The organism is Clostridium sp. LY3-2 (assembly GCF_024705715.1).
Taxonomy (GTDB): domain Bacteria; phylum Bacillota; class Clostridia; order Clostridiales; family Clostridiaceae; genus Clostridium.
In genome coordinates this window covers 39,753-65,116 of record NZ_JAMDLQ010000016.1, presented here as the reverse complement: position 1 = coordinate 65,116, position 25,364 = coordinate 39,753, and the positions used below count along the sequence as shown (strand labels likewise).

General features: G+C 29.7%; 20 protein-coding genes, 1 pseudogene and 1 riboswitch. Of the genes and pseudogenes, 17 read left to right on the top strand and 4 right to left on the bottom strand.

From position 1 onward, the window contains the following. Positions 1-256: 256 nt before the first annotated feature. Positions 257-367: riboswitch (SAM riboswitch) on the top strand. Positions 368-511: 144 nt separating this feature from the next. From metK to M4I33_RS05900, 4 genes are all read left to right on the top strand, one after another. Continuing rightward, positions 512-1,687: a methionine adenosyltransferase gene (metK, locus tag M4I33_RS05915; protein ID WP_194192419.1), complete on the top strand. Its 1,176-nt coding sequence runs from the start codon at positions 512-514 to the stop codon at positions 1,685-1,687. A gap of 281 nt (positions 1,688-1,968) precedes the next feature. Beyond that, positions 1,969-3,474, top strand: a complete 1,506-nt coding sequence (locus M4I33_RS05910) for a YfcC family protein (protein ID WP_194192420.1) — start codon at positions 1,969-1,971, stop codon at positions 3,472-3,474. 118 nt (positions 3,475-3,592) lie between these two features. Continuing rightward, on the top strand, positions 3,593-4,063 hold the full coding sequence (locus tag M4I33_RS05905; protein WP_257915949.1) for a methylated-DNA--[protein]-cysteine S-methyltransferase: 471 nt from the start codon (positions 3,593-3,595) through the stop codon (positions 4,061-4,063). Next, on the top strand, positions 4,056-5,075 hold the full coding sequence (locus tag M4I33_RS05900) for a PTS transporter subunit IIC (protein WP_257915948.1): 1,020 nt from the start codon (positions 4,056-4,058) through the stop codon (positions 5,073-5,075). Before M4I33_RS05905 ends, M4I33_RS05900 begins: the two co-directional genes overlap by 8 nt. Positions 5,076-5,113: 38 nt before the next feature. Here the strand turns inward: M4I33_RS05900 and M4I33_RS05895 are convergent, their stop codons facing one another. Beyond that, positions 5,114-5,524: a VOC family protein gene (locus M4I33_RS05895; RefSeq protein WP_257915947.1), complete on the bottom strand. Its 411-nt coding sequence runs from the start codon at positions 5,522-5,524 to the stop codon at positions 5,114-5,116. Between the two features lie 133 nt (positions 5,525-5,657). Here M4I33_RS05895 and M4I33_RS05890 point away from each other — a divergent pair, with 133 nt between their 5' ends. Continuing rightward, positions 5,658-6,371 carry an ABC transporter ATP-binding protein gene (locus M4I33_RS05890; RefSeq protein ID WP_257915946.1) on the top strand — a complete coding sequence of 238 codons (714 nt, stop codon included), beginning with the start codon at positions 5,658-5,660 and terminating at the stop codon, positions 6,369-6,371. After that, positions 6,364-7,953 carry a hypothetical protein gene (locus M4I33_RS05885; RefSeq protein ID WP_257915945.1) on the top strand — a complete coding sequence of 530 codons (1,590 nt, stop codon included), beginning with the start codon at positions 6,364-6,366 and terminating at the stop codon, positions 7,951-7,953. Before M4I33_RS05890 ends, M4I33_RS05885 begins: the two co-directional genes overlap by 8 nt. A 49-nt stretch (positions 7,954-8,002) precedes the next feature. Here M4I33_RS05885 and nagA read toward each other — a convergent pair whose 3' ends face one another. Next, positions 8,003-9,139 carry an N-acetylglucosamine-6-phosphate deacetylase gene (gene nagA / locus M4I33_RS05880; protein ID WP_194192426.1) on the bottom strand — a complete coding sequence of 379 codons (1,137 nt, stop codon included), beginning with the start codon at positions 9,137-9,139 and terminating at the stop codon, positions 8,003-8,005. A 125-nt stretch (positions 9,140-9,264) separates the two neighbouring features. On the opposite strand from nagA, the gene M4I33_RS05875 reads away from it, so the two are divergent. The 6 genes from M4I33_RS05875 to prfB all read left to right on the top strand — a co-directional run bounded on the left by M4I33_RS05875 (position 9,265) and on the right by prfB (position 18,181). After that, positions 9,265-11,499, top strand: a complete 2,235-nt coding sequence (locus tag M4I33_RS05875) for an ATP-dependent RecD-like DNA helicase (protein WP_257915944.1) — start codon at positions 9,265-9,267, stop codon at positions 11,497-11,499. A gap of 15 nt (positions 11,500-11,514) precedes the next feature. Next, positions 11,515-12,480 carry a hypothetical protein gene (locus M4I33_RS05870; RefSeq protein ID WP_257915943.1) on the top strand — a complete coding sequence of 322 codons (966 nt, stop codon included), beginning with the start codon at positions 11,515-11,517 and terminating at the stop codon, positions 12,478-12,480. Between the two features lie 96 nt (positions 12,481-12,576). Continuing rightward, positions 12,577-13,206 carry a ComF family protein gene (locus M4I33_RS05865; protein ID WP_257915942.1) on the top strand — a complete coding sequence of 210 codons (630 nt, stop codon included), beginning with the start codon at positions 12,577-12,579 and terminating at the stop codon, positions 13,204-13,206. A gap of 445 nt (positions 13,207-13,651) precedes the next feature. Beyond that, positions 13,652-14,182 (top strand): ribosome hibernation-promoting factor, HPF/YfiA family, encoded by a 531-nt coding sequence (hpf, locus tag M4I33_RS05860; RefSeq protein ID WP_257915941.1) that lies wholly within the window; start codon positions 13,652-13,654, stop codon positions 14,180-14,182. A 225-nt stretch (positions 14,183-14,407) separates the two neighbouring features. Next, positions 14,408-16,924, top strand: a complete 2,517-nt coding sequence (gene secA / locus M4I33_RS05855) for a preprotein translocase subunit SecA (RefSeq protein WP_257915940.1) — start codon at positions 14,408-14,410, stop codon at positions 16,922-16,924. 152 nt (positions 16,925-17,076) lie between these two features. Further along, positions 17,077-18,181 (top strand): peptide chain release factor 2 gene (prfB, locus tag M4I33_RS05850; RefSeq protein ID WP_374707695.1). Its coding sequence is split into 2 segments (ribosomal slippage): positions 17,077-17,154 and positions 17,156-18,181, totalling 1,104 coding nucleotides; the frame shifts between segments, so codons are not numbered across the junction. A 50-nt stretch (positions 18,182-18,231) separates the two neighbouring features. Here the strand turns inward: prfB and M4I33_RS05845 are convergent. Next, positions 18,232-19,587, bottom strand: a complete 1,356-nt coding sequence (locus tag M4I33_RS05845) for a M28 family metallopeptidase (protein WP_257915938.1) — start codon at positions 19,585-19,587, stop codon at positions 18,232-18,234. A gap of 63 nt (positions 19,588-19,650) precedes the next feature. Then, entirely contained in the window at positions 19,651-19,983 is a 333-nt protein-coding gene (locus tag M4I33_RS05840; protein ID WP_257915937.1) for a hypothetical protein, read from the bottom strand. 164 nt (positions 19,984-20,147) lie between these two features. Between M4I33_RS05840 and M4I33_RS05835 the strand changes: the two genes are divergently transcribed. From M4I33_RS05835 to M4I33_RS05820, 5 genes and pseudogenes are all read left to right on the top strand, one after another. Beyond that, complete coding sequence (locus M4I33_RS05835; protein ID WP_257915936.1) at positions 20,148-22,307, top strand: Tex family protein; 2,160 nt, start codon at positions 20,148-20,150, stop codon at positions 22,305-22,307. 144 nt (positions 22,308-22,451) lie between these two features. After that, a complete protein-coding gene (locus tag M4I33_RS05830; protein ID WP_257915935.1) occupies positions 22,452-23,162 on the top strand; it encodes a fibronectin type III domain-containing protein in 711 nt (236 codons plus the stop codon). Between the two features lie 40 nt (positions 23,163-23,202). Beyond that, positions 23,203-23,259, top strand: a pseudogene (locus tag M4I33_RS16915) (hypothetical protein); the annotation flags it as partial. A gap of 63 nt (positions 23,260-23,322) precedes the next feature. Further along, a complete protein-coding gene (locus M4I33_RS05825) occupies positions 23,323-24,348 on the top strand; it encodes a chitinase (protein WP_257915934.1) in 1,026 nt (341 codons plus the stop codon). A gap of 202 nt (positions 24,349-24,550) precedes the next feature. After that, on the top strand, positions 24,551-25,342 hold the full coding sequence (locus tag M4I33_RS05820; protein ID WP_257915933.1) for a CPBP family intramembrane glutamic endopeptidase: 792 nt from the start codon (positions 24,551-24,553) through the stop codon (positions 25,340-25,342). Positions 25,343-25,364 lie beyond the last annotated feature (22 nt).

The window sequence follows — 25,364 nt, the reverse complement described above, 5'->3', positions numbered from 1 at the left end:
CGAGTGGCCAAAGGGGGCAGACTGTAAATCTGTTGCAAGTTGCTTCGAAGGTTCGAATCCTTCCTCCACCACCATTTAGACACTAAGTTTTTGCTTAGTGTTTTTTTATTTGTTTTTTTAAATATTATATTAATTAAATACAAATTAAAAAATTCTCAAAAATTACAAGGAATATTTACGAAAAATGTTATTGACTATAATATATTTATTATGTTAGAATACAAAAAGATACAAATTGAAAATATAAATTAATTATTGCTTATCAAGAGAGGTGGAGGGATACGGCCCTGTGAAACCCAGCAACCTACAAAGTGTGTGGTGCTAATTCCTGCAGAGAGAAAAAGATTTTTAGCTGCAAAGATAAGAGAGATTAGTACGTAAGCTACTCTTCCTTATCGAAGAGTTTTTTTTACGTAAAAAAACAAAGTAAATAAGTTAATATTTAATTTTAGGATGGATACAATTCCATATTCATTTTGTAAAAATTTTTTTATAAAAAGGAGAACATGAAATGAGAAGATTATTTACTTCAGAATCAGTTACAGAAGGACATCCAGATAAAATATGTGACCAAATATCAGATGCGGTTTTAGATGCTATATTAGATAAAGACCCTATGGCAAGAGTTGCTTGCGAGACTTGTACAACTACAGGTATGGTTATGGTTATGGGAGAAATCAGTACAAACTGTTACGTTGATATCCCTAAAGTAGTTAGAGAAACGGTTAGAGAAATCGGTTATGATAGAGCAAAATACGGATTTGACTGTGATACTTGTGCAGTAATGACAACTATAGACGAGCAATCAAGAGATATCGCTATGGGAGTTGATGAAGCTTTAGAATCAAGAGAAGGTCAAAAAGATGAGGTTGAAGCAGTAGGTGCTGGAGACCAAGGAATGATGTTTGGTTACGCAACTAACGAAACTGAAGAGTTTATGCCAACACCAATAGCTATGGCACACAGATTATCAAGAAGACTTACAGAAGTAAGAAAAAATGGTACTTTAAAATACCTTAGACCAGATGGAAAAACTCAAGTTACTGTTGAGTATGAAAATGATATGCCAAAGAGAATAGATACTATAGTTATATCAACTCAACACGATGAAGATGCTACTTTAGAGCAAATTCAAACAGATTTAAGAGAGCACGTAATAAACGCTGTTATACCATCAGAATTATTAGATTCAGAAACTAAATACTTTATAAACCCAACTGGAAGATTCGTTGTTGGTGGGCCACAAGGAGATAGTGGTTTAACAGGAAGAAAAATAATAGTTGATACTTACGGTGGAATGGGAAGACACGGTGGTGGAGCTTTCTCAGGAAAAGACTCAACTAAAGTTGATAGATCAGCTGCTTACGCTGCAAGATGGGTTGCTAAAAACTTAGTAGCAGCTGGAATAGCAGATAAATTAGAAATCCAATTAGCTTATGCTATAGGCGTAGCTAAACCTGTATCAATCCAAGTTGATACTTTCGGAACAGGTAAAAAATCAGAAGAAGAAATAATTAAAATAGTAGAAAGAGTATTTGATTTAAGACCAGGTGCTATAATAAAAGAACTTGACTTAAGAAGACCTATCTACAGACAAACAGCAGCTTACGGACATTTCGGAAGAACTGATGTTAGCTTACCTTGGGAAGAGTTAAATAAAGTAGAAGAAATAAAAGAATTAATGTAATAAATATTAGCCATCCTAATTTAGGATGGCTTTTTAATTTAATTTGATAATTTAAATACCACTTATGAATAAAAAGTTAAAATTATAAAGTGTTTTTTACGAAGAATAAAGCATTTTTAAATAAAGAGAAGCTTGGCTGAATAAAAGGTTAAAAGTATGTATAATTATTCAGAGGAATATACAAAATTTACAGATAATACACAAACACTAGCAAATGATTTGGTACAATAAAAGCAAACACAAAATGTAAAAAGTAAACAAAAGCAGAGGAGGGTATTGAGATGAAAAAGAAAAAGAAATTTAGTTTTCCTACAGCGTTTACAGTTTTGTTCATTGTGTTAATTTTAGCAGCAATTTTAACTTACATTATTCCGGCAGGTTCTTATTCTAAGTTAAGTTATGACAAAGACAACGGGAAATTTGTTATAACTAATCCACAAGGAGAAGAAAGCACGGAAGAAGCAACACAGGCTACTTTAGATAAGTTAAATATCAAAATTGATATTTCAAAATTTAAAGATGAAAGTATAAATAAACCAGTTGCTATTCCAGATACTTATGAGCAAGTAAAATCTCATCCACAAGGATTCAAAGAGATTGTAGAGGCACCTATCCAAGGGGTATATGATACAGTAGATATAATTCTATTTGTACTTATAATTGGAGGAGTTATAGGAGTTTTAGATGCTACAGGAGCATTTAATGCAGGTATAGCAAGCCTTTCAAAAGCGACTAAAGGTAGGGAATACTTATTAATAGTTATCCTTGGAATCTTAGTAGCTTTAGGAGGAACTACTTTCGGTATGGCAGAAGAAACTATAGCGCTATATCCGATATTAATACCTATATTTATTTTCTCAGGTTATGATGCACTAGTTTGTATCGCAACTATTTATATGGCATCTTCTATAGGTACGATGTTCTCGACTGTAAACCCATTTTCTTCTGTAATTGCATCAAATGCAGCAGGAATTAACTTTACAGAAGGGTTAACATTTAGGTCTGTAGGACTTGTAATAGCTTTAGTAATAACTTTAGTATACATAATTAAGTATGCAAATAAAGTTAAAAAAGATCCTACAAAATCACTAATTTACGATCAAAAAGAAGAGATAGAAAATAAATATAGAAGTGAGGAAACAGAAGTCCCAGTATTTACTTTAAGATTAAAGATAATGCTTATAATATTTGCATTAACATTTGTAGTAATGATTTGGGGTGTTTCAACTCAAGGTTGGTGGTTTACTGAAATGACAGCATTATTCCTAGTATCAGGAATAATATTAGGTGTTATTTCAACTTTAAACGAAAAAGAATTTGTTAATAAGTTTATAAGCGGGGCAGCAGATTTAGTAGGTGTTGCACTTACAATCGGTATAGCTCGTTCAATTAACTTAGTTTTAGAAAACGGACAAATATCAGATTCGATTTTATACTACTTATCAAATGCTGTAAAAGGAATGAATGGTTCAATATTCATAGTTTTAATGCTATTTATCTTTATGATTTTAGGATTCTTTATCCCATCATCATCAGGACTTGCAGTATTATCAATTCCAATTATGGCACCACTTGCAGATACAGTAGGACTTCCAAGAGATGTTATAGTAAGTGCATACCAATTTGGTCAAGGGCTTATTTCATTTATAACACCGACTGGATTAATACTTGCAACTCTAGCAATGGTAGATGTTACTTATAATAAGTGGTTAAAATTTGTTATGAAATTAATGGTAATAATAGCTGTCCTTTCAGCAATATTACTTTTAATTCAAATACATTTATAATAAGAGTAAAAAAAGCTACTACTTTAGAAATTTCTAAAGTAGTAGCTTTTTTTATTTTAGGATAGAAAATTTATTAACTTTAATTTATAATTTTTATAATAGATTGGGGTGAAATATTATGAAAAAATATATAGGTTATTTAGATACGGACTTTGGAATAATAGAAATTAAAGGAACTAAAGATTATATAACTCATATATCTTTTGTAGAAGAAATAAAAGAAGAACTAGAAAACGATAATATAAAACTATGTAAAAAAGAACTAAAAGAATATTTAAATGGAGAAAGAAAAAAATTTACAGTTAAGATTGAATTTTTAGAAGGAACAGAATTTAGAAAAAAAGTATGGGAAGAAGTTTACAAAATACCATACGGAGAAACTAAAACTTACAAAGATATAGCAAAAGCTATAGGAAACGAAAAGGCGTCAAGGGCTGTTGGTGGCGCTATAAACAAAAATCCTATTTGCATAATTGTAGGGTGTCATAGAGTTTTAGGAAGCAATAATAAATTAATAGGATATGCATACGGATTAAATTTAAAAAAAGAATTACTTAATATTGAAAATAAAGGGGCATTATATGAGTAAAAAAGAATACATAAAAGAAACGATTTTTAAAGGGTCTAGCGGACTCGCTTTTGGAATTTTAGTAACTTTAGGTATAGGGCTATTATTAGAAACTATAGGTAAGATGACTGGACTTTCAGATTTAGTTACTATAGGGACTATAACAAAGACACTTATGGCACCTGCAATTGGTGCTGGAATTGCTTTTTCTTTAGGTGGGAATTCTTTAATAATATTTTCATCTATGGCAGCTGCAACTATAGGAGCTTCAGCGATTAAAATAGGAGAAAATGCCTTAACTATAAGTGGAGGAGAGCCTATCGGGGCTTTGTTATCTTCTGCATTTTGTATATACATAGGTAAAAAAGTTTTAGGGAAAACAAACTTAGATATGATGATAGTTCCACTTCTTTCAGTTTTAGGAGGAGGACTTTTTGGGATTTATATATCAAAAATAATAAATCCTATTTTAAATTTTTTTGGAGGATTTATAACATCTAGCGTAGAGTCAAACCTTTTATTGTCATCTATAGTTATAGCTGTTATTTGGGGAGCTTTAATAATTTCTCCAGCCTCATCAGTTGCACTTGCAATAGCATTAAATTTAAATGGTGAAGCATCAGCTGCAGCCTTAGTAGGTTGTACAGCTATGTTTGTTGGAATTACAGTTATGTCTTATAAAGAAAATGATTTAGGGGGAGTTTTAGCTTTATTTATCTGTACTCCTAAATTACAACTACCAAACCTAACTAGAAACTTAAAGCTTATAATTCCGCCTCTCTTAGGAGCAATTATAGCATCACCTATAGTTGTTATATTATTTTCTCTAAAAGCTGATGTATCTATAGCAGGAATGGGGCTTTGTGCTTTTGTTGCACCTATAAATATTTTAGCAAATTACGGCTTAAGTACACTTTTGATTAGTTATGTATTTGGGTGCATAATTATTCCGGGAGTGGTAAGTTATATTGTATATTTATTCATGATTAAAAATAATTTAATAAATAAAGGTGACTTAGTTTTACCAAAATAAAAATATGCCTTGTAATAAAGATATTACAAGGCATATTCTTATATATAGATATCATTTAAAAACACGTCTATAAGGCTTTTTTGATAAACTTTTACAAGTAAATCATCAGGTCCTTTAAAATAAGTGAAGTTCTTTTTAGTAAGAGGGTCCTCTTTTATATCGTAAGTTTCTATTCCTTTAGATTTTAGTTCTGAAATAGTAGAATTTAAACTTTTAACTTCTAATTGTAATTTAGATAGAGCTAAACCATCTAATTCGTTATTCTCATCGTCGTAGCTTATTAATTCTAAAAAGTTATCATTATATTTAAGTTTTAAAATATATTTATTATTAGCCTTATCGAAAGATTCATTAAATACATTAAAACCTAATATATTAGTATAAAAATCTTTTGTTTCTTTGTAATTTGAGTTTTTAATGTAGAAATGATTCACAATTTTAAAATCCATAAATTCATCACCTTCCCCTTATGTTAAATTTTACATTTACTTAAATAAAGAGTCAATTAACTATAAAAAATAGTTGTAATTATATGGTCTTTGTTATATATTATATATAACAAATAGAAAAGGGGGTAATTAAGTGTTAAGTATAAAGAATTTTACGAAATGTTATAAAGGGGATAAACCTGCTGTAGAGAATGTAAATATAGAGGTTAAAGAAGGCGATATATTTGGATTTATAGGTCATAATGGAGCGGGGAAAACAACTACAATTAAAGCTGTTGTAGGTATATTAAACTTTGATTGTGGTGAGATATTAATAGATGGTATGTCTATTAAAGATAAACCAATAGAATGTAAAAAACTAATTGCATATATTCCTGATAATCCTGAACTTTATGATTCCTTAACAGGAATTCAGTATTTAAACTTTTATGCTGATATTTATAAGGTACCTAAAGAAGATAGAGAAAAGTTAATAACTCTTTATGGGGACAAGTTTGAAATAACTAAATCATTAGGCGATTTAATATCATCTTACTCTCATGGTATGAAACAAAAGCTTGCAATTATATCTGCTTTAATCCATAAGCCTAAGCTTTTAATATTAGATGAACCTTTTGTAGGATTAGACCCAAAGGCTGCGCACACTTTAAAAGAGATAATGAAAGAGATCTGTGAAGGCGGCGGCGCTATATTTTTCTCAACACATGTATTAGAAGTTGCAGAAAAACTTTGTAATAAGGTGGCTATAATAAAATCTGGTAAGATTGTTGCAAATGGAAAAGTAAATGAGGTTATTGGAGATAACTCTCTTGAAGAAATATTTATGGAGCTTATTAAAGATGAGTAATTTAAAGACATTAGTTAAATATGATTTTATAAATTCATATGGATTAAATAAATTAAAAGACAAAGATAATAGACTTAAAAATATAGGGCTTTTAGGAGTTATAATATTTTCTATTTGTGTAATCACATTTAGTATTTATGAATACTTTAACTTAATGGTAGAACCTTTAAAAGCTATGAATATGCTAGAATATATTTTAATTCAAGGGATTGTTTTAATTTTCCTTTTAACATTTGTAACTACAATATACAAAGCGCCAGGGATGATTTTTGGACTTAAAGATTATAATACACTTATTTCTATGCCAGTAAAACCAAGCGAAATACTTATAAGTAAGCTTGTAAATTTAGTTATTCCATCATATTTATTTATGCTTATAGTTTATATTCCTATATTAACTATTTACTTTAAAAACGTAGATTTTAGCATTTTAAATATACTTTTTGCAGTTATTTTATACTTTTTTATACCGATAGTTCCAATTTCAATAGGTAGTTTAATTGCATTTTTAATATCATATTCTATGTCAAAAATGAAAAGAAAAAACATTTTTTCTATAATAATGTTAAGCTTTTTTACCATTGCAATTCTTGTTTTATCTATGCAAATGGAAGGCATAATGAAATACTTAACTATAAACGCTTCAAATATTACAGAAGCATTAGGAAGAGTTTATCCTCCTATAGTTTTCTTTTTAGATGCAGTTGCATTTAAAAGTGTAGGGAGTTTAATTAAATTTGTTTTATTTTCTACTATAATATTTGTTTGCTTCGTATTTATTTTTAGTAAGGTATTTCAAACTATAAGTTCAAGTCTTTTAGAAAATTCTAAAAAAGATGAGTTTAAAATGGTAGAACTTAAAGATTCTAAAGTAAGTATAGCTTTATTTAAAAAAGAGTTATCAGCATACTTATCAAAACCTTTAGTAGTTTTAAATACAGCAATAGGACCTATAATGATGATTATAATGCCAGTTGTAGTTTTGATAGGTGGAAACTCTATGATTGAAAAAATGTTCAAATTAGAGTCTTTAGAAGGGATAATACAGGGAATTGCTATAGCTTCTATATTAATTATGATAGGGCTTAGTAATATATCTGCATCTCTTATATCACTTGAAGGAAACAAGATTTGGATAGTTAGATCTCTTCCTATAAGCGAGATGGAAATATTTAAAGGGAAAATACTTTTATCTTTAGCTACGTCCTTAGTTCCTTTTATTATTTCATTACCTTTTTATATATTAGCTTTTAAGCTTAGTTTAGAAAATATTATTATTTTAACTATAGGAGCTTTAGTTATAAGCGTTTATGTGGCTATTTTAGGACTTTTATTAAATTTAAAGTTTCCTATGATGAATTGGACTTCTGAAACTGTAGTAGTTAAGCAAAGTGCATCCTCATTTCTTTCACTTATACTTGGAGGAGGGCCTTTAGCACTTGCAGTATTTCTTTATATAAAATTAAATATAACTAATATGACTTTATATTTAGTTTTTGGTATAGGATTATTTTTAGTTTTAGATGTAATTTTATTTATACTATTAAAGAATTATGGAGTAAAAAGACTTAGGGAAATATAAAAATATAAGGCTGAATTTAGAAATTTCTAAATTCAGCCTTTAATTATTTTTAAGCTTCGTGAACTAATTTTCCGTTTACTATAACTTTTTTAACGTTTATATCTTCATCGAAAATAATTAAATCAGCATCAAAGCCTTCTTTAATCATTCCTTTTCTATCTTCTACTTTGCAGTGTCTAGCTCCGTTGTATGAAGCCATTTTTACTACGTCATATAAAGGATATTCTGAATTTGTATAAACATTTTTAACTGCTCTATCTAAAGTTAAAATAGAACCAGCTAAAGTTCCAGATTCAAGTCTTGCAGCTCCGTCTTCTACGAAAACATCTTGACCGCCTAAACCGTATTTTCCGTTTGGCATACCGCAAGCCATCATAGCATCAGTTACTAAAAGAACTTTATCTGTTCCTTTTTGTTTGTATGCAACTCTAAGGCTTGGGAAAGCTATGTGGATACCATCTGAAATAGTTTCAGTAGTTATGTCAGAATCAAATACTGCTCCTACAACTCCAGGTGCTCTGTGAGTAAATGGAGTCATAGCGTTAAATAGATGAGTTGAATGTGAACATCCACATTTGATTCCATCCATAGCTTCTTCGTAAGTAGCTTTAGTATGTCCAATTGAGCATACTATTCCTTTTTTGCTTAAATATTCTATAAGCTCTTTAGCTCCATCTACTTCAGGTGCTACTGTTATTGATGTAACAGCATCATCGCAGTCTCCAACCATCTTTTTATAAGTTTCTATTGAAGGAACTTGTAAAAATCCTGGGTTTTGAGCCCCTATAGCACTAGGACTTATAAATGGCCCTTCTAAGTGTGCTCCAAGTACGTTTGCTCCATCAGTTCCATTTAGTTTAGCAGCTTTTATAGCATGCATTGATTTGTTTATAGCATCTACTGAAACTGTCATAGTAGTTGGTGTAAATGATGTAGTACCAAATTTTACTATAGTTTTTGCAATCTCGTTTATAGCTTCGAAAGTTCCATCCATAGTATCGTGTCCGCCAGCTCCGTGGATATGTACATCTATAAATCCAGGTGAAAGATACATTCCATTTGCATCTATAACTTCTGTTTCGGTATTATCCTTTGGGTTTATTTCTTTGATTTTTCCATCTTTTACTAGAACTGAACCTTTTTCAATTCTATCTAAAAATATGATGTTACAATTTTTTATTAACATAAAAACACCTCCATATTATGTTCAAAATAATAGACATATGAACTAAATTTTTAATCACTATGTTATAATTATATAATATATAAATAGAAATAAAAACAACTAAGGCATAGTTTTGGAGAAAAGATATGGAAAGTATTATAGGATTTGTTGAAAAAATCGTATTTAAAAGCGATGATACGGGATACGTTGTAGCAAAGGTTCACCACAATGGAAGTGCTATAACAGCTGTTGGAAATATTCCACTTATAAAAGAAAATCAAAATGTAAAACTTATAGGTGAGTGGATAGTTCACAAACAATTTGGGAAACAATTTAAAATAGTAGAATTTGAAGAGGTTTTACCGACTTCAAAAGATGCTATAGAAAAATATTTAGCATCTGGGATAATATATGGAATTGGTCCTGTAACTGCAAAAAAGATAGTATCTTATTTTGGAGAAGAAACTTTAGATATATTAGAGAATAATATAGAAAGACTTAAAGAAGTCGAAGGGATAGGAGAAAAGAAGTATCAAATTATTCTTGAATCTTATATAGAACAAAGAGAATTAAAAGATATAATAATATTCTTTCAATCACACGGAATTTCTAATAACCAATGCATAAAAATATATAAAAAGTTTGGTGCAGGGTCTAAAGAAATAGTTAAAAATAACCCTTATATCCTTTGTAAAGAGATATCTGGTATAGGGTTTAAAACAGCAGATAAAATAGCTATGAGCCTTGGTATAGAAAAAGATTCAGAGTTTAGAGTGAAAAGTGGAATAGAGTATGTTATAAATAATTTTTGTGCATCAGGAAATACATATATGCCAAAAGAAAAGCTTATAAAAGATACAGCGGAAACTTTAGTTATATCTAGAGAAATAGTAGAAGAAAATATTTATAATTCAGTTCTTGAAAAAAATATAATAATAGAAAAAATTGATGACGAAGAAGCAGTTTTTACATTACCTTATTATTATTGCGAATTAGGTATAACTAAAAAAATGATAGAACTTGGAATAGAAAATTTTCAAACTATAAATACAGACGTAGAACATGAAATAAATTTTTTTGAAAATAAAAGTGATATAAAACTTGCACCTTCTCAAAAGGAAGCTATAATAAATGCTTTTACAGAAGGGATTGAGATTATTACAGGAGGACCTGGAACAGGTAAGACTACAATAATCAAAGCGATACTTGAAATATACGAAAAATGCGGGATGAAAGTTTTACTTGGAGCGCCAACTGGAAGGGCTGCAAAAAGGATGACAGAATCTACAGGAAGAGAAGCTAAAACTATTCATAGACTTCTAGAGATGGGAGTTTCAGGAGATGAAGAAGATAAATCTTTCTTTAATAAAGGTGAAGGTGAACCTTTAGAAGCAGATGTTGTTATTATAGACGAAGCATCTATGATAGATATAATGCTTATGAATAGTTTACTTAAAGCAATAAAGCTTGGGACTAGACTAATAATAGTTGGAGACGTAGACCAACTTCCATCAGTTGGCCCTGGAAATGTTTTAAGCGATCTTATAAATAGCGGTCTTATTAAAGTAGTTAGACTAAAAGAGATATTTAGGCAAGGATTTGAGAGTTTAATTACTACTAATGCGCATAGAATAAATAATGGAGAAATGCCTTACTTAAATAAAAAGGGAAATGATTTTTATTTCCAAGAGACCTTAAGCGCAGAAGATACTTTAAGGACTATCGTTGATTTAATAAATACTAGATTACCAAAGTTTAATAAATCTTTAGATAAACTTCGTGATATTCAAGTTTTAACTCCTATGAAAAAAGGAGTTTTAGGGGTATTAAATATGAATGAAAAGATTCAAGAACTATTAAACCCTAAAGAAAACTACAAAAAAGAAAAGAAAATCAAAGAAGTTGTCTTTAGAGAAGGGGATAAAGTTATGCAAACTAAAAATAACTACTCCCTTAAATGGACTAGAGTTTCTGGTGTTGGAGACGAAGAAGGTGTTGGCGTATTTAACGGAGATATGGGATTTATCCAAAGTATAGACGAGGAATCAAAAGAAGTAGTTGTAATTTTTGATGATGAGAGAAGAGTAAGATATGAGTATGTATATCTTGATGAATTAGAACTTGCCTACTCTATAACTATTCACAAAAGTCAGGGAAGTGAATTTAAAGTTATAATAATCCCAGCCTTTATGGGCTCGCCACTTTTAATGAATAGAAACCTTTTATATACAGGAATAACTAGAGCTAAATCCTTAGTTGTTGTTGTTGGTTCTAAAAAGGCCCTTCAATATATGGTATCAAACACTAGAAGTACCGAAAGGTATTCAGCTTTAGAATATAAAATTAAAGATATTATAAATAATGATATTTTAGGAGAATAGAGGTGCAGTAGGGTTTTGAGTAAAGTAGAGGATAAAATGTTATCTATCATAAATAAAAAGATTAGTAATTGGTTTTTAAAAGATGAGAAAATATTAACTGTATGTGCAAGGCCCCTTCAAAGTAATATTATATTTTATGATTTAATAAATGATATCTTAAAGAAAAATGGGAAAATTCTTTATATATCTGGTAATTCAAACGTAGATTACGAATTAGTAGATTTTTTAGAAGTATCTAATAAAAAGTATTGCTATTCAAGAGAAGGAATAGAAAAATGCAATTTGCAATTTATGAATGCAAAATATATCTACAACATAAACAAAGAATACGATCTTATAATAATAGACGAAGTTTCAACTTACACTAGATTAACAGACGAAGAATATAAAGGAGTATATTTAAAGCTTAGAACGTACTCTAAAAAAATAATTTTTTATTCTTTAACTGAAATAAGTAACACTGAAAATTTTGATATAAGAAATATAGAAGGTAAAAAAGTTTTCCTTCAACCTAGAGTTATTCAAACTAGGATAAACTTAAAATCAGATATACCTTATAGTCTTTATGATTATATATTATGGTATAAAGATAACAGAAAAAATATAGCTATCTATGTTCCTTGTAGTGAGGATTTAGAAAATACAGTAGAATACTACGATCAAAAGCTAAATTTAGGTAATGTTAGAGTTATAAAAAATTCTAAAAAAAATAAGCCTATCTATAGAACTCGTGATAAATCAACTATACTTGTAACATCAAAGATAAAAGATATTTTAGATGAAAGAAATATAGATGGAATCGTAGTTTTAAAAGCTGATGATAAGAGAGTAGACTATAAAAAGATATTATTTCTTTGTGGAAAGCTTGGAAAATTCCCTAATGGATTTTCAGAGGTCTTATTAGTTTGTAAGGAAGAAAACTACGAAATAGAAAAAGCTTTAGATATAATAAGAGGTTTTAATAAAAAGCTTTGGGAATAGCTAAAAAGCATTAACTATAAAGGTTAGTGCTTTTTTTGATTAATTATTTCTAAGGTGGATAAAATTAAAATAAAAATTAATTTTAAAGGGGAGAGTATGAGGATAAAGGCTTTAGCATATCTTATTTATGATTCAATTTTAGATATTATTTTTCCAAAAGATTTTTTATGTATAACTTGCAAGGAAAACGAAGCTGAAGGAATTTGTTTAACTTGTAAAAATTTAATTTATAAATTACCTATAGAAGATGAAAGCTACGGTATTTATAAAGGGCCCTTAAAAGAATTAATATTAAATTTAAAGTTTTTAAAGGATTTTAATTCAGGTGAAGTTTTAGTAGATTTATTAGAAGAAAAGATAATAGGGGCAAAAGGATACTATATAACTTATATTCCAAGTAGTAAGAAAAGCTTAAAAAGGCGTGGATTTAATCAATGTGAGTATTTAGGGAATGCTTTAAGTAGAAGATTAGATATACCTTGTGTAAGCACTTTAATTAAAACAAAAGAAACTAAAGATCAAAAGACTTTAACTATAAGAGAGAGGAAAAATAACGTTAAAAATGTTTTCGAGGGAAAAAATATTAATCTTATAAAAGGAAATAAATTTATCCTTATAGATGACGTAATAACAACGGGTGCGACTATAGAAGAGGGAGTTAGAGTTTTAAAAAAATATGGGGCAAAAGAAATAAAAATATTGACTATTGCGAAAAGTCACGTATAATATATTAATGTAAAGTTAGGTCTGTGGTTGAAAGTCGATGCCAGTCGCAGGCAAAACGATCCACGTAAGCTAGGCAAAGATTCTAGTGAGCATGGTGCGGTATAGAAGTAAGTCCTACCAGATTTTAATTTGAGAGGGTTAGTAGTGAGAGGTTAATTCCGGGTAGCGAAAACTCCAGTAGGCGAGTGTGGGGTCAAAAACCAGTGTCAGCTAACTTTACGAAAAAGGACAGACATTAATTAAATGTCTGTATTTTTTTATGCTTTTTTATTAAATTCACTAAATTATTTTACAATAAAAAGAAAAAAATAAAAAATTGTACAAATTTAAGCTAGTACTTGAAAACGATATCTTTAAGAGTTATAATAAGAATATAAATAAATAAAGACATAATTTATCTTATATCTAAGTTATACTTAGAACTTGTCAGGAAGGGGCTGAAACTATGAAAGTTACAGTAGTAGCAAAGAATATTGAATTAACTCCAGCGATTAGGGAAATGGTAGAAAGAAAAATTTCCAAGCTAGATAAGTATTTTGAAAGTGGAGTTGAAGCTAAAGCAACGCTTAAAGTTCAAAAGAACAGACACAATATAGAGGTTTTAATCCCATTCAACGGCATCTTATTAAGAGCTGAAGAGTCAACAGACGATATGTACAAGTCTATTGATAAAGTTGAGGAAAAACTTACTAGGCAAATAAGAAAACAAAGAACTAAATTAGATAGAAGAAAACATGGCTCATTTAGATTTGCTGAAATTGCAACTGATAGTTATGATGAAGAAGAAAATGATGGAAAAGTTGTTAAAACTAAAGAATTCAACGTAAAACCTATGGTAGTTGATGAAGCAGTTTTACAAATGGAATTGATAGGACATAATTTCTTCTTATTCCAAAATGCAGACACTAATAAAATTAACGTAGTTTATAAGAGAAAAGACGGAGACTATGGTCTTTTAGAACCAAACTACAAATAAAATTTAATAATTAAATAGAGAGTTAGAGCTACTAAAATTTAGTAGCTCTTTTAATTTTTTATTATATTTTTATTATTTAAGGGGAAGTTAACATAAGAAAAGGCCTTATAAGTTGAAACTATTAGGTGATAAATGGTATAATTTATTGATGAGTTTAAATTAAACTAGTAATATAAGAATCTTTATATAGAATTATTATAGATATAGATTTGAAAGGATGAAATTATGGGACTATTTAAAGCCATATTTGGCACATACAGTGAGAGAGAAGTTAAGAGAATAAGCCCTATGGCAGATAAAGTATTAGCTTTAGATGAAGAGATGGGCAAACTTTCAGAAGAAGAACTTAAAAACAAAACAAATGAATTTAAAGAGAGATTACAAAACGGAGAAACTTTAGATGATATCTTAGTTGAAGCATTTGCTGTTGTTCGTGAAGCTTCAGGAAGAGTTCTTGGAATGAAACATTACAAAGAGCAAATAATCGGAGGTATAGTACTTCACCAAGGAAGAATAGCAGAGATGAAAACTGGTGAAGGTAAAACATTAGTTGCAACTTTACCTGCATATCTTAACGCTCTAAGTAGCAATGGAGTTCACGTAATTACAGTTAATGATTACCTAGCTGCAAGGGATAGAGAGTGGATGGGTCAAATCTATGAATATCTTGGATTAACTACAGGAGTAATAGTTCACGAATTAAATAACGACCAAAGAAGAGAAGCTTATGGTTCTGATATAACTTACGGAACAAATAACGAATTTGGATTCGACTACTTAAGAGATAACATGGTTATCTACAAAGAAGAAAGAGTTCAAAGGGGACTTAACTTTGTTATTGTCGATGAGGTTGACTCAATCCTTATAGACGAAGCTAGAACACCTCTTATAATTTCAGGTGCTGGTGAAAAATCAACAGAGTTTTATAAAGTTGCAGATTTCTTTGTAAAGAAATTAGTAAAAGAAGAAGACTTTACTATAGATGAAAAAGCTAACGCAGTTATGCTTACAGAAAAAGGTATAGAAAAAGCAGAAGGTGCATTTAAAGTAGAAAACTACGCAGATGCTGAAAATATGCAATTACAACACTATGTAACTCAAGCCCTTAAAGCTAACTACATAATGAAATTAGACAAAGATTATATGGTTAAAGACGGAGAAGTTATAATAGTTGATGAATTTACAGGAAGACTTATGGAAGGTAGAAGATATTCAGACGGTCTTCACCAAGCTATAGAAGCTAAGGAAAATGTTAAAATAGCTAGAGAGTCAAAAACTCTTGCAACAATAACATTCCAAAACTATTTCAGAATGTACAACAAACTATCAGGTATGACAGGTACAGCTTTAACAGAAGAAAATGAATTTAGAGAAATTTACGGATTAGACGTTATAGTTGTTCCAACTCACAGACCTATCCAAAGAAAAGATAACCACGATATAGTTTATAAAACAGCTATGGGTAAATACAAAGCTATAGTTGAAGAAATAATAGAAGCATACAACAAAAAACAACCAGTTTTAGTTGGTACAGCAAGTATAGAAAAGTCAGAAATTATATCTGATCTTTTAAAGAAAAGAAAAATACCTCACAAAGTACTTAACGCTAAGTTCCACGAACAAGAAGCAGAAATTATATCTAGAGCAGGTGAACTTGGAGCAGTTACTATTGCAACAAACATGGCAGGTAGAGGTACAGATATCAAACTTCAAGAAGGTGCTTTAGATGTTGGCGGTTTAAAAATAATCGGAACTGAAAGACACGAATCAAGAAGAATAGATAACCAGCTTAGAGGACGTGCAGGTAGACAAGGAGACGTTGGGGAATCAACATTCTACTTATCACTTGAAGATGACTTAATGAGAATATTTATGTCAGAAAAAACTCATGCTATGGTTGATAGATTAGGTTTAGAAGAAGACGATGCAATTGAAAGCAAGATAATTACTAAATCAGTTGAAAACGCTCAAAGAAAAGTCGAAGGTCATAACTTTGATATAAGAAAGAACCTTTTAGGATACGATGACGTTATGAATATGCAAAGAGAGATTATCTACAAGCAAAGAAGTCAAGTTCTTGAAGGTGAAGACTTAAAAGCAGAAATTATTTCAATGATAAACGATGTTATAAATGAAGCTGTAGATAGACACATAACAGGAATGGAAGAAGATTACGAAGGAAGCATTAAAGATTTAATTCTTTTCTTAGATGATATATGTGTTCCTGCAAACAGAATAACTGTTGAAGATTTAATGGATATTCCAAACGATGAAATAAAAGAAAAACTTTCAAAAATCGCTTTAGAGATTTATGAAGGAAAAGAAGCTGAGTTTGGAGAAGAAAAACTTAGAGAAATCGAAAGAGTAGTTCTTCTTAAAAACGTTGATACAAAATGGATGGATCACATAGATAATATGGACCACTTAAAACAAGGTATGGGACTTAGAGCATTTAAACAACAAGACCCAGTTCAAGCTTACCAAATGGAAGGTAGTGAAATGTTTGAAGAAATGATTGATTCTATAAGATTAGATACAATCAAGTATTTATTCCACATCCAAATGGAAAGACCTGTTGAAAGAGAGAGAGTAGTACAAGAAACTAGTGCATCTCACGCAGGAACAGATAGCGCTCCAAAGAAAAAAGAGCCAGCTAAAAAGTCAGTAACTGTTGGAAGAAATGAACCTTGTCCTTGCGGAAGTGGTAAAAAGTTTAAAAACTGTTGCGGAAGAGAAGCGTAATTTAAAAATATTTTAAAAGGTTAGGGCTTTGCATAAAAATATGCAAAAGCCCTAATTTTGTCTTAATTTAATTAAATGTGCATAAAGTATTGATAAAAATATTTTTTTGGTGAATAATTTAAATTATAAATATAAATTAGAGGTGATTTTTTATGAGAATAGAACTTGAAAAAGAACTATCTAAGCTTAAAGGCTTAAAAGAAACTATAGAAGAAATGAGGGCTTCACTTTGACAAAGATGCATTAGAAAAACAAGTACAAGAACTTGATATGAAAATGCAAGAGCCTGGATTTTGGGAAGATATAAAATATGCTGAAGAAGTGACTAAAGAAAGTAAATTTCTAAAAAGTAAGATAGAGAGATTTGTTACTTTAGAAAACAGAGCTAGCGATATTGAAGTTTTAAGTGAAATGATAGAAGAAGACGATGATGAGTCTATAAATGAAATAATAGATGAAATGAAAATATTAGAAAAAGAAGTAGAAAGCTACAGAATAGAAATACTTCTTTCAGGAGAATATGATAAAAACGACGTTATATTAACTCTTCACGCTGGCGTTGGTGGAAGTGATGCTAACGATTGGACTGATATGCTTTTAAGGATGTATACAAGATGGTGTGAAAAATCAGGGTATTCAGTTGAAATTTTAGACTTGATTCAAGGTGATGAAGCTGGAATTAAAAGTGTAACTTTAAGAATTAAAGGTGATTTTGCATACGGGTATTTAAAAGCAGAAAAAGGAATCCACAGGCTAGTTAGAATATCTCCTTTTAATGCTAACGGAAAAAGACAAACATCTTTTGCCTCAGTTGAGGTTTTGCCTGAACTTACAAAAGACCAAGATATAGAGATAAGACCTGATGATTTAAGAGTTGATACGTATAGAGCTAGCGGAGCTGGAGGTCAGCACGTAAACAAAACTGAATCAGCAGTTAGAATAACTCACCTTCCAACTGGAATAGTAGTTCAGTGTCAAAGCGAGAGAATTCAGTTCTCAAACAGAGACTCAGCTATGGCTATGCTTAAATCAAAGCTTATAGAGTTAAAAGAAAGAGCTCACAAAGAAAAAATTGAAGACCTTACTGGAGATTTAAAAGATATGGGCTGGGGAAGTCAAATAAGATCTTACGTATTTCACCCATATACTATGGTAAAAGACCACAGAACGTTAGAGGAAACTTCAAATCTTAATGCAGTAATGGATGGAGAGATAGATTCATTTATAAATGCATACTTAACATCAGAAGCAAACTAAAAAATAGCTACTTATTTAAAGTAGCTATTTTTTATTATATAAAAGTTATTTTATCTATTATTTTTAGATTTTCTTATTTTTACTTGTATGTTATAACCAACTAAAAGTAAGCAAATAAGAAAAGAGGCTATATGAAGAGTTTCATTATAAAGAAGCCTAGTTATACCTAAATAACAGTTTTCTAAAGTATATTTAAAGACAATATTATAAGCATCATTTATTGAGGGTTCATATAGGTTATCTATAGTATCAAAAGGCGTATGAATTTTACTTGTATCATCGTTAGTTAAAGTTAGTGAATCTAAACCAGATTCGAAAAACGGAACGTGATCACTAGAGTCTTCAAAAGTTATATTAGTTGAAATATCTTTAGATTCTGCAATTTTTACTAAGCTTTTTTCAAGGTTTGAAAATTTATCTTTTGCTTTTAGAGATCTCATTAAGGTAGTATTTTCAGTATCTGCACCTATCATATCAAAATTTATAATAGTTGCACCTTTAAGTTTATTTTTATATGTTTTAGATAATTCATAAGACCCTAAAAATCCAAATTCTTCTCCGTCTAAAAAGGCAAAGATTATATCACGGTTTGGAGTAGGGTAAGAGTTTAAAACTCTAAGAATTTCTAATAAAAAAGCTGTACCTGAGGCGTTATCTAATGCCCCACCGTAATTATTTCCTAGGTAATCAACTCCTAAATGGTCGAAATGTGCAGTTAAAACTAAAGGAGGTAAGTCATCTGATTTTCCCTTAATAACTCCTGAAACATTTGAAGCATATGAATTTTTAAGGCTATAAGGAAGAGTTATATCGAGCTTGCCACCCTTTTCTAAAGACTTAGATATAGTTTTAAAAGCTTCTTCACTTAAACAAACTGCAAAGCTTATTTTTGAATCTTGTATAAATGAACTTCTAAAATCTAAGTTATTTTCTAGATTAAAATAAAATAAGAAAATATCTTCGCCTTGTTTTATTACGATAGAATCTTTATTAGATTTATGCGTATCTTTATAAGATACAGTAGCTTTTGATTTTTTAAAATTCAAAAAATCCTCTTTAAAATCATCTCCATATTTAAATTTAGTCTTTTTTCCTTTAGAATCTTCAAGTTCTAAATTTGGAGTATCCCCGTTTACTGTAGGTGTTATTATATTGAAGGTATTTTTATAATTTTCCCCTAAAGGAGTTAAATTTAAAGTTTTAAATACTTCTTCAATATAATCAGAAGTCTTTTTACCACCAGGACTTCCACAAAGCCTTCCTTCAAATTCAGAAGATGAAAGATAAGATATCTCATTTAAAATATCTCTTGAATTAAAATGATGAATTGAACATTGAATTAATGTAAAAAATAAAAAAATAATTACTGAAATAGACATTATGATTTTGTAGCGTTTTTCTTTCATGCTTTAGATACCTCGTTAAAGTTTAATATATTAAATATTATTAAATTTAAGAGGTATATATGATTAAGCTTTTTTATAGATCATATCCATAAGGGAATAAATAGCACTTACAGCTATACAAATATAAACAAAAATATTAAGCTTAGAGTCCACAATTACTAGGATTCCACCAAAGATTGCAGTTATTAAAATCACATAGTTTAAAAATTTGTTAAAACCTGATTTGCAATTATTAATAACTGAAATAGCAGACATAATTATAAGTGCTGTAGTTACAAATAATAATATTTCATATAAAGGACTAGCTAGTATTACTATCTTAAAATGGTTAAGTGTTAATAAGCTAAGTAGAAACAAAACTAATAAAGAAATAAGCTTTTGTAAAACATTATGCATTTTATCATCTCCTAATTGTAAAATATTTACAATTTCATTATACAAAAAATTCAGAAAAATACAATATACATAAGGAAAATATATGTAAAATATATAATAGAAAGTTTTATATAAAATAAAATAGAGGTATAATAAATAGATAAGGCTAAAATGGAGGTTACGGTATGAGTATCAATGATAGAATAGCTAAAGAGCTAGAATTAAAATTAAATGTGGTAAATAACATAATAGAATTGCTAGATGGAGGGAATACGGTTCCTTTTATAGCTAGATACAGAAAAGAAATGACAGGCGGACTTTCAGACGAAGTCTTAAGAGATTTTGAAGAAAGATTAACTTATCTTAGAAATTTAGATGAAAGAAAAGAAGCTGTTACAAGACTTATAGAAGAACAAGGGAAATTAACAGAAGATATAGTAAAAGCTTTAAAGAAAGCAAACACTTTAACAGAAGTTGAAGATATATATAGACCTTACAAAGCAAAGAAGAGAACTAGAGCAACTATAGCAGCTGAAAAGGGATTAAAGCCTTTAGGGTGCCTTATAATAAACGGAGATTTTAAAGGCGATTTAAAAGAAGAAGCTAAAAAATACATAAATAAAGAAAAAGAAGTAAATACAGAAGAAGATGTTATTAAAGGTGCTTTAGATGTGGTTTCAGAGATGATATCTGATGAAGCTGAATATAGAAAGTGGATAAGAAGTTATGTGTTTAGAGAGGGCAAAATAGTAACAAAGGGAAGTAGCGAAGAACCTACTCCATACGAAATGTATTACGACTATAGTGAAGATGTTAGAAATATGCCTCCTCACAGAATACTAGCTGTAAATAGAGGGGAAAAAGAAAAGATTCTTTCAGTTAAAATAGTTGCAAATGAAGATATAATAATATCTTATCTAGAAAATAAAATTCTTAAAGGAAATAAATCTACTGATGAATACTTAAAAGAATCAATTAAAGATTCTTTAAAAAGACTTATATATCCTTCAATAGAGAGAGAAATAAGAAGTGAATTAACTGAAAAAGGAGAAGAAGGGGCAATTAAGATCTTTAAAGAAAACTTAAAGGCACTTTTACTTCAAGCACCTATCAAAGGAAAAGTAGTTATGGGCTACGACCCAGGTTTTAGAACAGGATGTAAGATAGCTATTTTAGATAAGAATGGTAAGTTCTTAGAAAATACAGCAGTTTTCCCAACAGTTCCAAGAAAAGATATAGAAGGAACTAAGAAAACTTTAAAAGCTCTTATAAAGAAGTATGATGTAGATGTAATTTCACTTGGAAACGGAACAGCTTCAAGAGAATCAGAAGAAGTTATAAGTGAAATGCTTAAAGAAATAAAAGAAGAGAGCGGAAAAGAAGTAGCTTATGTTATAGTTTCAGAAGCTGGAGCTTCAGTGTACTCAGCATCAAAACTAGCTACTAAAGAATACCCTGATTTAGATGTTACAGTTAGAGGAGCTATCTCTATAGGAAGAAGACTTCAAGACCCTCTAGCAGAATTAGTTAAAATAGATCCTAAAGCAATAGGAGTAGGTCAGTATCAACACGATGTTACTCAAAAGAAATTAGAAGAGTCTTTAAAAGGTGTAGTTGAAGATTCAGTTAATATGGTAGGAGTAGATTTAAATACAGCAACTCCTAGTCTTTTAACTCATATTTCAGGGATAAATGCTAGTATAGCTGAAAATATAGTCTTATATAGAGACGAAGTTAATGGATTTAAAACTAGAAAAGAACTTTTAAAAGTAAAAAGATTAGGTCAAAAAGCTTTTGAACAGTGTGCAGGTTTCTTAAGAGTAATGGAAAGTAAGAATCCTTTAGATAATACTTCAGTTCACCCTGAATCATACGATATAGCTAAAAAACTAATAGAAACTTTAGGCTACACTATGGATGATTTAAAAAATAAAAACTTAGAAGATATTCAAAATAGAGTATCAGAAATAGGCTTAGCTAAATTAGCTAAAGATTTAGAAGTTGGAGAACTTACTTTAAAAGATATAGTAAAGGAGTTACAAAAGCCTGGAAGAGACCCTAGAGATGAAATGCCAAAACCTATCTTAAAAACTGGCGTTATTGATTTAAAAGATTTAAAACCAGGTATGGTTTTAATGGGAACTGTAAGAAACGTTTCAGACTTTGGAGCCTTCGTTGATATAGGAGTTCACCAAGACGGCTTAGTTCATAAGAGTCAAATGGCAGACAGATTTGTAAAGCATCCCCTTGATATAGTTAAGGTTTCGGATGTTATAAAGGTTGCTATATTAGAAGTTGACGAAAAGAGAAAAAGAATAAGCCTTACTATGAAAGGTATAAAATAATTTAAAGGTGCTACTTTTTGTAGCACCTTTTCTTAGGGTTCGCAAAAATGTTTAAAATAATTAATATAAAATAAAAATTAAAAGGTTTACATTACAATCCTCATAATGGTAAAATTGTATTAGAAAGTAAAAGGAGGTATTGAAATGAGAAAATATAAAAAGATTATTTCAGCTTTAATTTGTGTTTTATTTACAATGACAGCATTTAGTTTTGGCGACGTAAAAGCATTTGCAAGTGCTACTTCAAAGCCAGGGACTCCTAGTATTTCGCATAATGATTGGGACGGATTAAATAACTATAAAATCACTATGAATTTATGGTGGGGACAAAACGGAACTGAGTGCAAACTATACGAAGATGGAAAAGTTATAGACTCAGTAAAACTTACAGATAATTCGCCAAATGCACAAAGTGCAGAATTTTCACTTACAAACAAAGCAAAAGGGACGTATAAATACAAAGTAGAATTAATCAATTCATTTGGAACTTCTACTAGTAATGAAATATCAGTAACTGTAACTCAAGAAGGAGAACAAGTAGTAAAGCCTTCTGTACCTACAGGACTTTCTGCAAAAGCAAATGGTACTAGTTCTATAGATTTAACTTGGAATAGTGTAACTTCAGTAGCTTCCTATGACTTAGAAGCTGACGGTAAAGTTATAACTAACGTTAAATCACCTTATAATCACTCTGGACTTCAAAGTGCATCTAAACATGATTATAGAGTTCGTGCAGTAAATGCAGCTGGTTCTAGTGAGTGGTCAAGTATAGTTTCAGGTACTACAGATAGTGAAACTATTACACCAGAAGTAAAGCCAAGTAGCTGCAAATACTTCTTGGGACAAAGTAAATAACGCAGATAGCTATGAAGTATCTGTTGATAATAAAGTATATCAAACTACAAATATTAATTATTTAGTAAGCGGACTTTTAGCAGGAAGCAAATATTCTTTTAAAGTTAGAGCTATAAATAAAATAGGAGCTAGCGAATGGACAGCTCCAGTAGAGATAACTATGCCAAATGAAGGACAACCTCCAACTCCTGGTGATAAATTAAAAAGCAAATTATTAGTAGGATATTGGCATAATTTTGATAACGGTTCAACAAAAACTCATTTAAAAGATACATCATTAAATTTTGATATTATAGATGTTGCTTTTGCTGAATCTAAATCAGATGAAGCTACTATGGTTTTTGAACCATATAACGTAACTCCAGAGGAATTTAAAAAAGAAGTAGAATATCTTCAGTCTAAAGGAAAGAAAGTTATAATTTCTATAGGAGGACAAAACGGAAGATTACATTTAGATACTAAGGAAAAAGAAGATATATTTGTAAACTCTATGCTTGAAATAATAAATAAGTATGGATTCGACGGATTAGATATAGACCTTGAAGGTGGAACAGTTTCATTAGATCCAGGTGATACTGATGTAAACAATCCAACTACTCCAAGAGTAAAACATCTTATAGATGGAGTAAAGAGAATATGCCAAACTAAAGGTACAGACTTTATTTTAACAATGGCACCTCAAGTAACTTACGTTCAAGGTGGGCTTATAGCTTATTCTGGCCCTTGGGGTGCATATCTTCCAGTTATAAATGCTTTAAGAAATGAATTAACTCTTTTACATGTACAACATTATAATCATGGTTCGCAAGAAGCTTTAGATGGAAACACATATGCTCAAGGAACAGCTGACTTCCAAGTTTCTATGGCAGAGATGATGATTACAGGATTTGATGTAGGAAGAAATCCAAACAACCACTTTAAAGGACTTCCAGCTTCAAAGGTAGCTATAGGACTTCCTTCTTGCACTAAAGCTGCAGGCGGTGGATACACAGACGAAGCAGAAGTTATAAAAGCCTTAGATTATTTAATAAAGGGTAAAGATTTTGGAGGAAAATATAAATTAAGAAATAAAGAAGGATATAAAGATTTTAGAGGAGTTATGACTTGGTCAACTAACTGGGACGAAACAGTTAACTTTAAGTTCTCTAATGCGTATAGACAATACTTTGATAGTTTAGGAAATTAAAATAGAACTAAAAGGAATTTTACACATTTATTTGTGTGAAATTCCTTTTTATTTGAATAGATTTTACAAAATAATATATGAATTAAATTAATATAAAAATTTTCCCTATTTGTTTATAGTTTGTAATAAGTTAAAAGTTATTATAGAATATAGAATGTAACAATACTTTACATAACTAGATAAGATATACAGGGAGACACAAATGAGAGACATAAAAATTAGAACAATAATTTTAATATGGATAGGAATTATGATATGTGTTGGGGAATTACCAATTTCATATGACGATGCTATGAGAAATAATGGTGTTATAGAGTCAGCATTAACCTCAATAATGCTAATTGTTTTGATGATAATTGGACGAGTTAAATTAAAATTAATCAAGGAAAAAGTAATAGAATTTAAAGAAAAGGTTAGCTTAAAGGAAATAATCTTCTTACTAGTATTAGGAATGATATTTAGTGAAGGAAGCGGATTAATAAGTGAAGGAATTACATATTTAATAAATCCAGAGTATGCAATTAAAATATTAGAGTCTAGTAGTGAAAATATCAATGGAATAATTCAGTTAGTGATGTATTTAATAGGAGTATCTTTTATAGTACCTATTGTTGAAGAAGTAATTTTTAGAAGGATATTCTTCATAAGGTTATCTAAAAGATTTGGAATAATAAGTGGTATGATAATTTCATCTGTTGTATTTGGAATGATTCATTATAAATTTAGTATTATAGGTGCAATTGTATTTGGAATTACTTGTTGCATATTATACAAAAAATATGGCAATTTAATTGCAAATATCAGCTTACATATTTTAAATAATGGAGTATGTGGCTTGATGACAATAGTATATTATTTTAATGGAACGACTAATGATATTTATACTACAATAGATGTAAAATCAGATCTTATTATAGGTATACCTTTAACTATTATTTCTTTAGTTATATTTATTATTTACTTTAGAAAAAATAAAAGGTTTTGGTATAAATAAACTTATCTTTAAATTAATGGAT

What these genes read in the sequence shown, in the direction of transcription:
- metK (WP_194192419.1), top strand. Translation starts at nt 512, where the DNA reads ATGAGAAGATTATTTACTTCAGAATCAGTTACAGAAGGACATCCAGAT.
- M4I33_RS05910 (WP_194192420.1), top strand. Translation starts at nt 1,969, where the DNA reads ATGAAAAAGAAAAAGAAATTTAGTTTTCCTACAGCGTTTACAGTTTTG.
- M4I33_RS05905 (WP_257915949.1), top strand. Translation starts at nt 3,593, where the DNA reads ATGAAAAAATATATAGGTTATTTAGATACGGACTTTGGAATAATAGAA.
- M4I33_RS05900 (WP_257915948.1), top strand. Translation starts at nt 4,056, where the DNA reads ATGAGTAAAAAAGAATACATAAAAGAAACGATTTTTAAAGGGTCTAGC.
- M4I33_RS05895 (WP_257915947.1), bottom strand. Translation starts at nt 5,524, where the DNA reads ATGGATTTTAAAATTGTGAATCATTTCTACATTAAAAACTCAAATTAC.
- M4I33_RS05885 (WP_257915945.1), top strand. Translation starts at nt 6,364, where the DNA reads ATGAGTAATTTAAAGACATTAGTTAAATATGATTTTATAAATTCATAT.
- nagA (WP_194192426.1), bottom strand. Translation starts at nt 9,139, where the DNA reads ATGTTAATAAAAAATTGTAACATCATATTTTTAGATAGAATTGAAAAA.
- M4I33_RS05875 (WP_257915944.1), top strand. Translation starts at nt 9,265, where the DNA reads ATGGAAAGTATTATAGGATTTGTTGAAAAAATCGTATTTAAAAGCGAT.
- M4I33_RS05865 (WP_257915942.1), top strand. Translation starts at nt 12,577, where the DNA reads ATGAGGATAAAGGCTTTAGCATATCTTATTTATGATTCAATTTTAGAT.
- hpf (WP_257915941.1), top strand. Translation starts at nt 13,652, where the DNA reads ATGAAAGTTACAGTAGTAGCAAAGAATATTGAATTAACTCCAGCGATT.
- secA (WP_257915940.1), top strand. Translation starts at nt 14,408, where the DNA reads ATGGGACTATTTAAAGCCATATTTGGCACATACAGTGAGAGAGAAGTT.
- M4I33_RS05845 (WP_257915938.1), bottom strand. Translation starts at nt 19,587, where the DNA reads ATGAAAGAAAAACGCTACAAAATCATAATGTCTATTTCAGTAATTATT.
- M4I33_RS05840 (WP_257915937.1), bottom strand. Translation starts at nt 19,983, where the DNA reads ATGCATAATGTTTTACAAAAGCTTATTTCTTTATTAGTTTTGTTTCTA.
- M4I33_RS05835 (WP_257915936.1), top strand. Translation starts at nt 20,148, where the DNA reads ATGAGTATCAATGATAGAATAGCTAAAGAGCTAGAATTAAAATTAAAT.
- M4I33_RS05830 (WP_257915935.1), top strand. Translation starts at nt 22,452, where the DNA reads ATGAGAAAATATAAAAAGATTATTTCAGCTTTAATTTGTGTTTTATTT.
- M4I33_RS05825 (WP_257915934.1), top strand. Translation starts at nt 23,323, where the DNA reads ATGCCAAATGAAGGACAACCTCCAACTCCTGGTGATAAATTAAAAAGC.
- M4I33_RS05820 (WP_257915933.1), top strand. Translation starts at nt 24,551, where the DNA reads ATGAGAGACATAAAAATTAGAACAATAATTTTAATATGGATAGGAATT.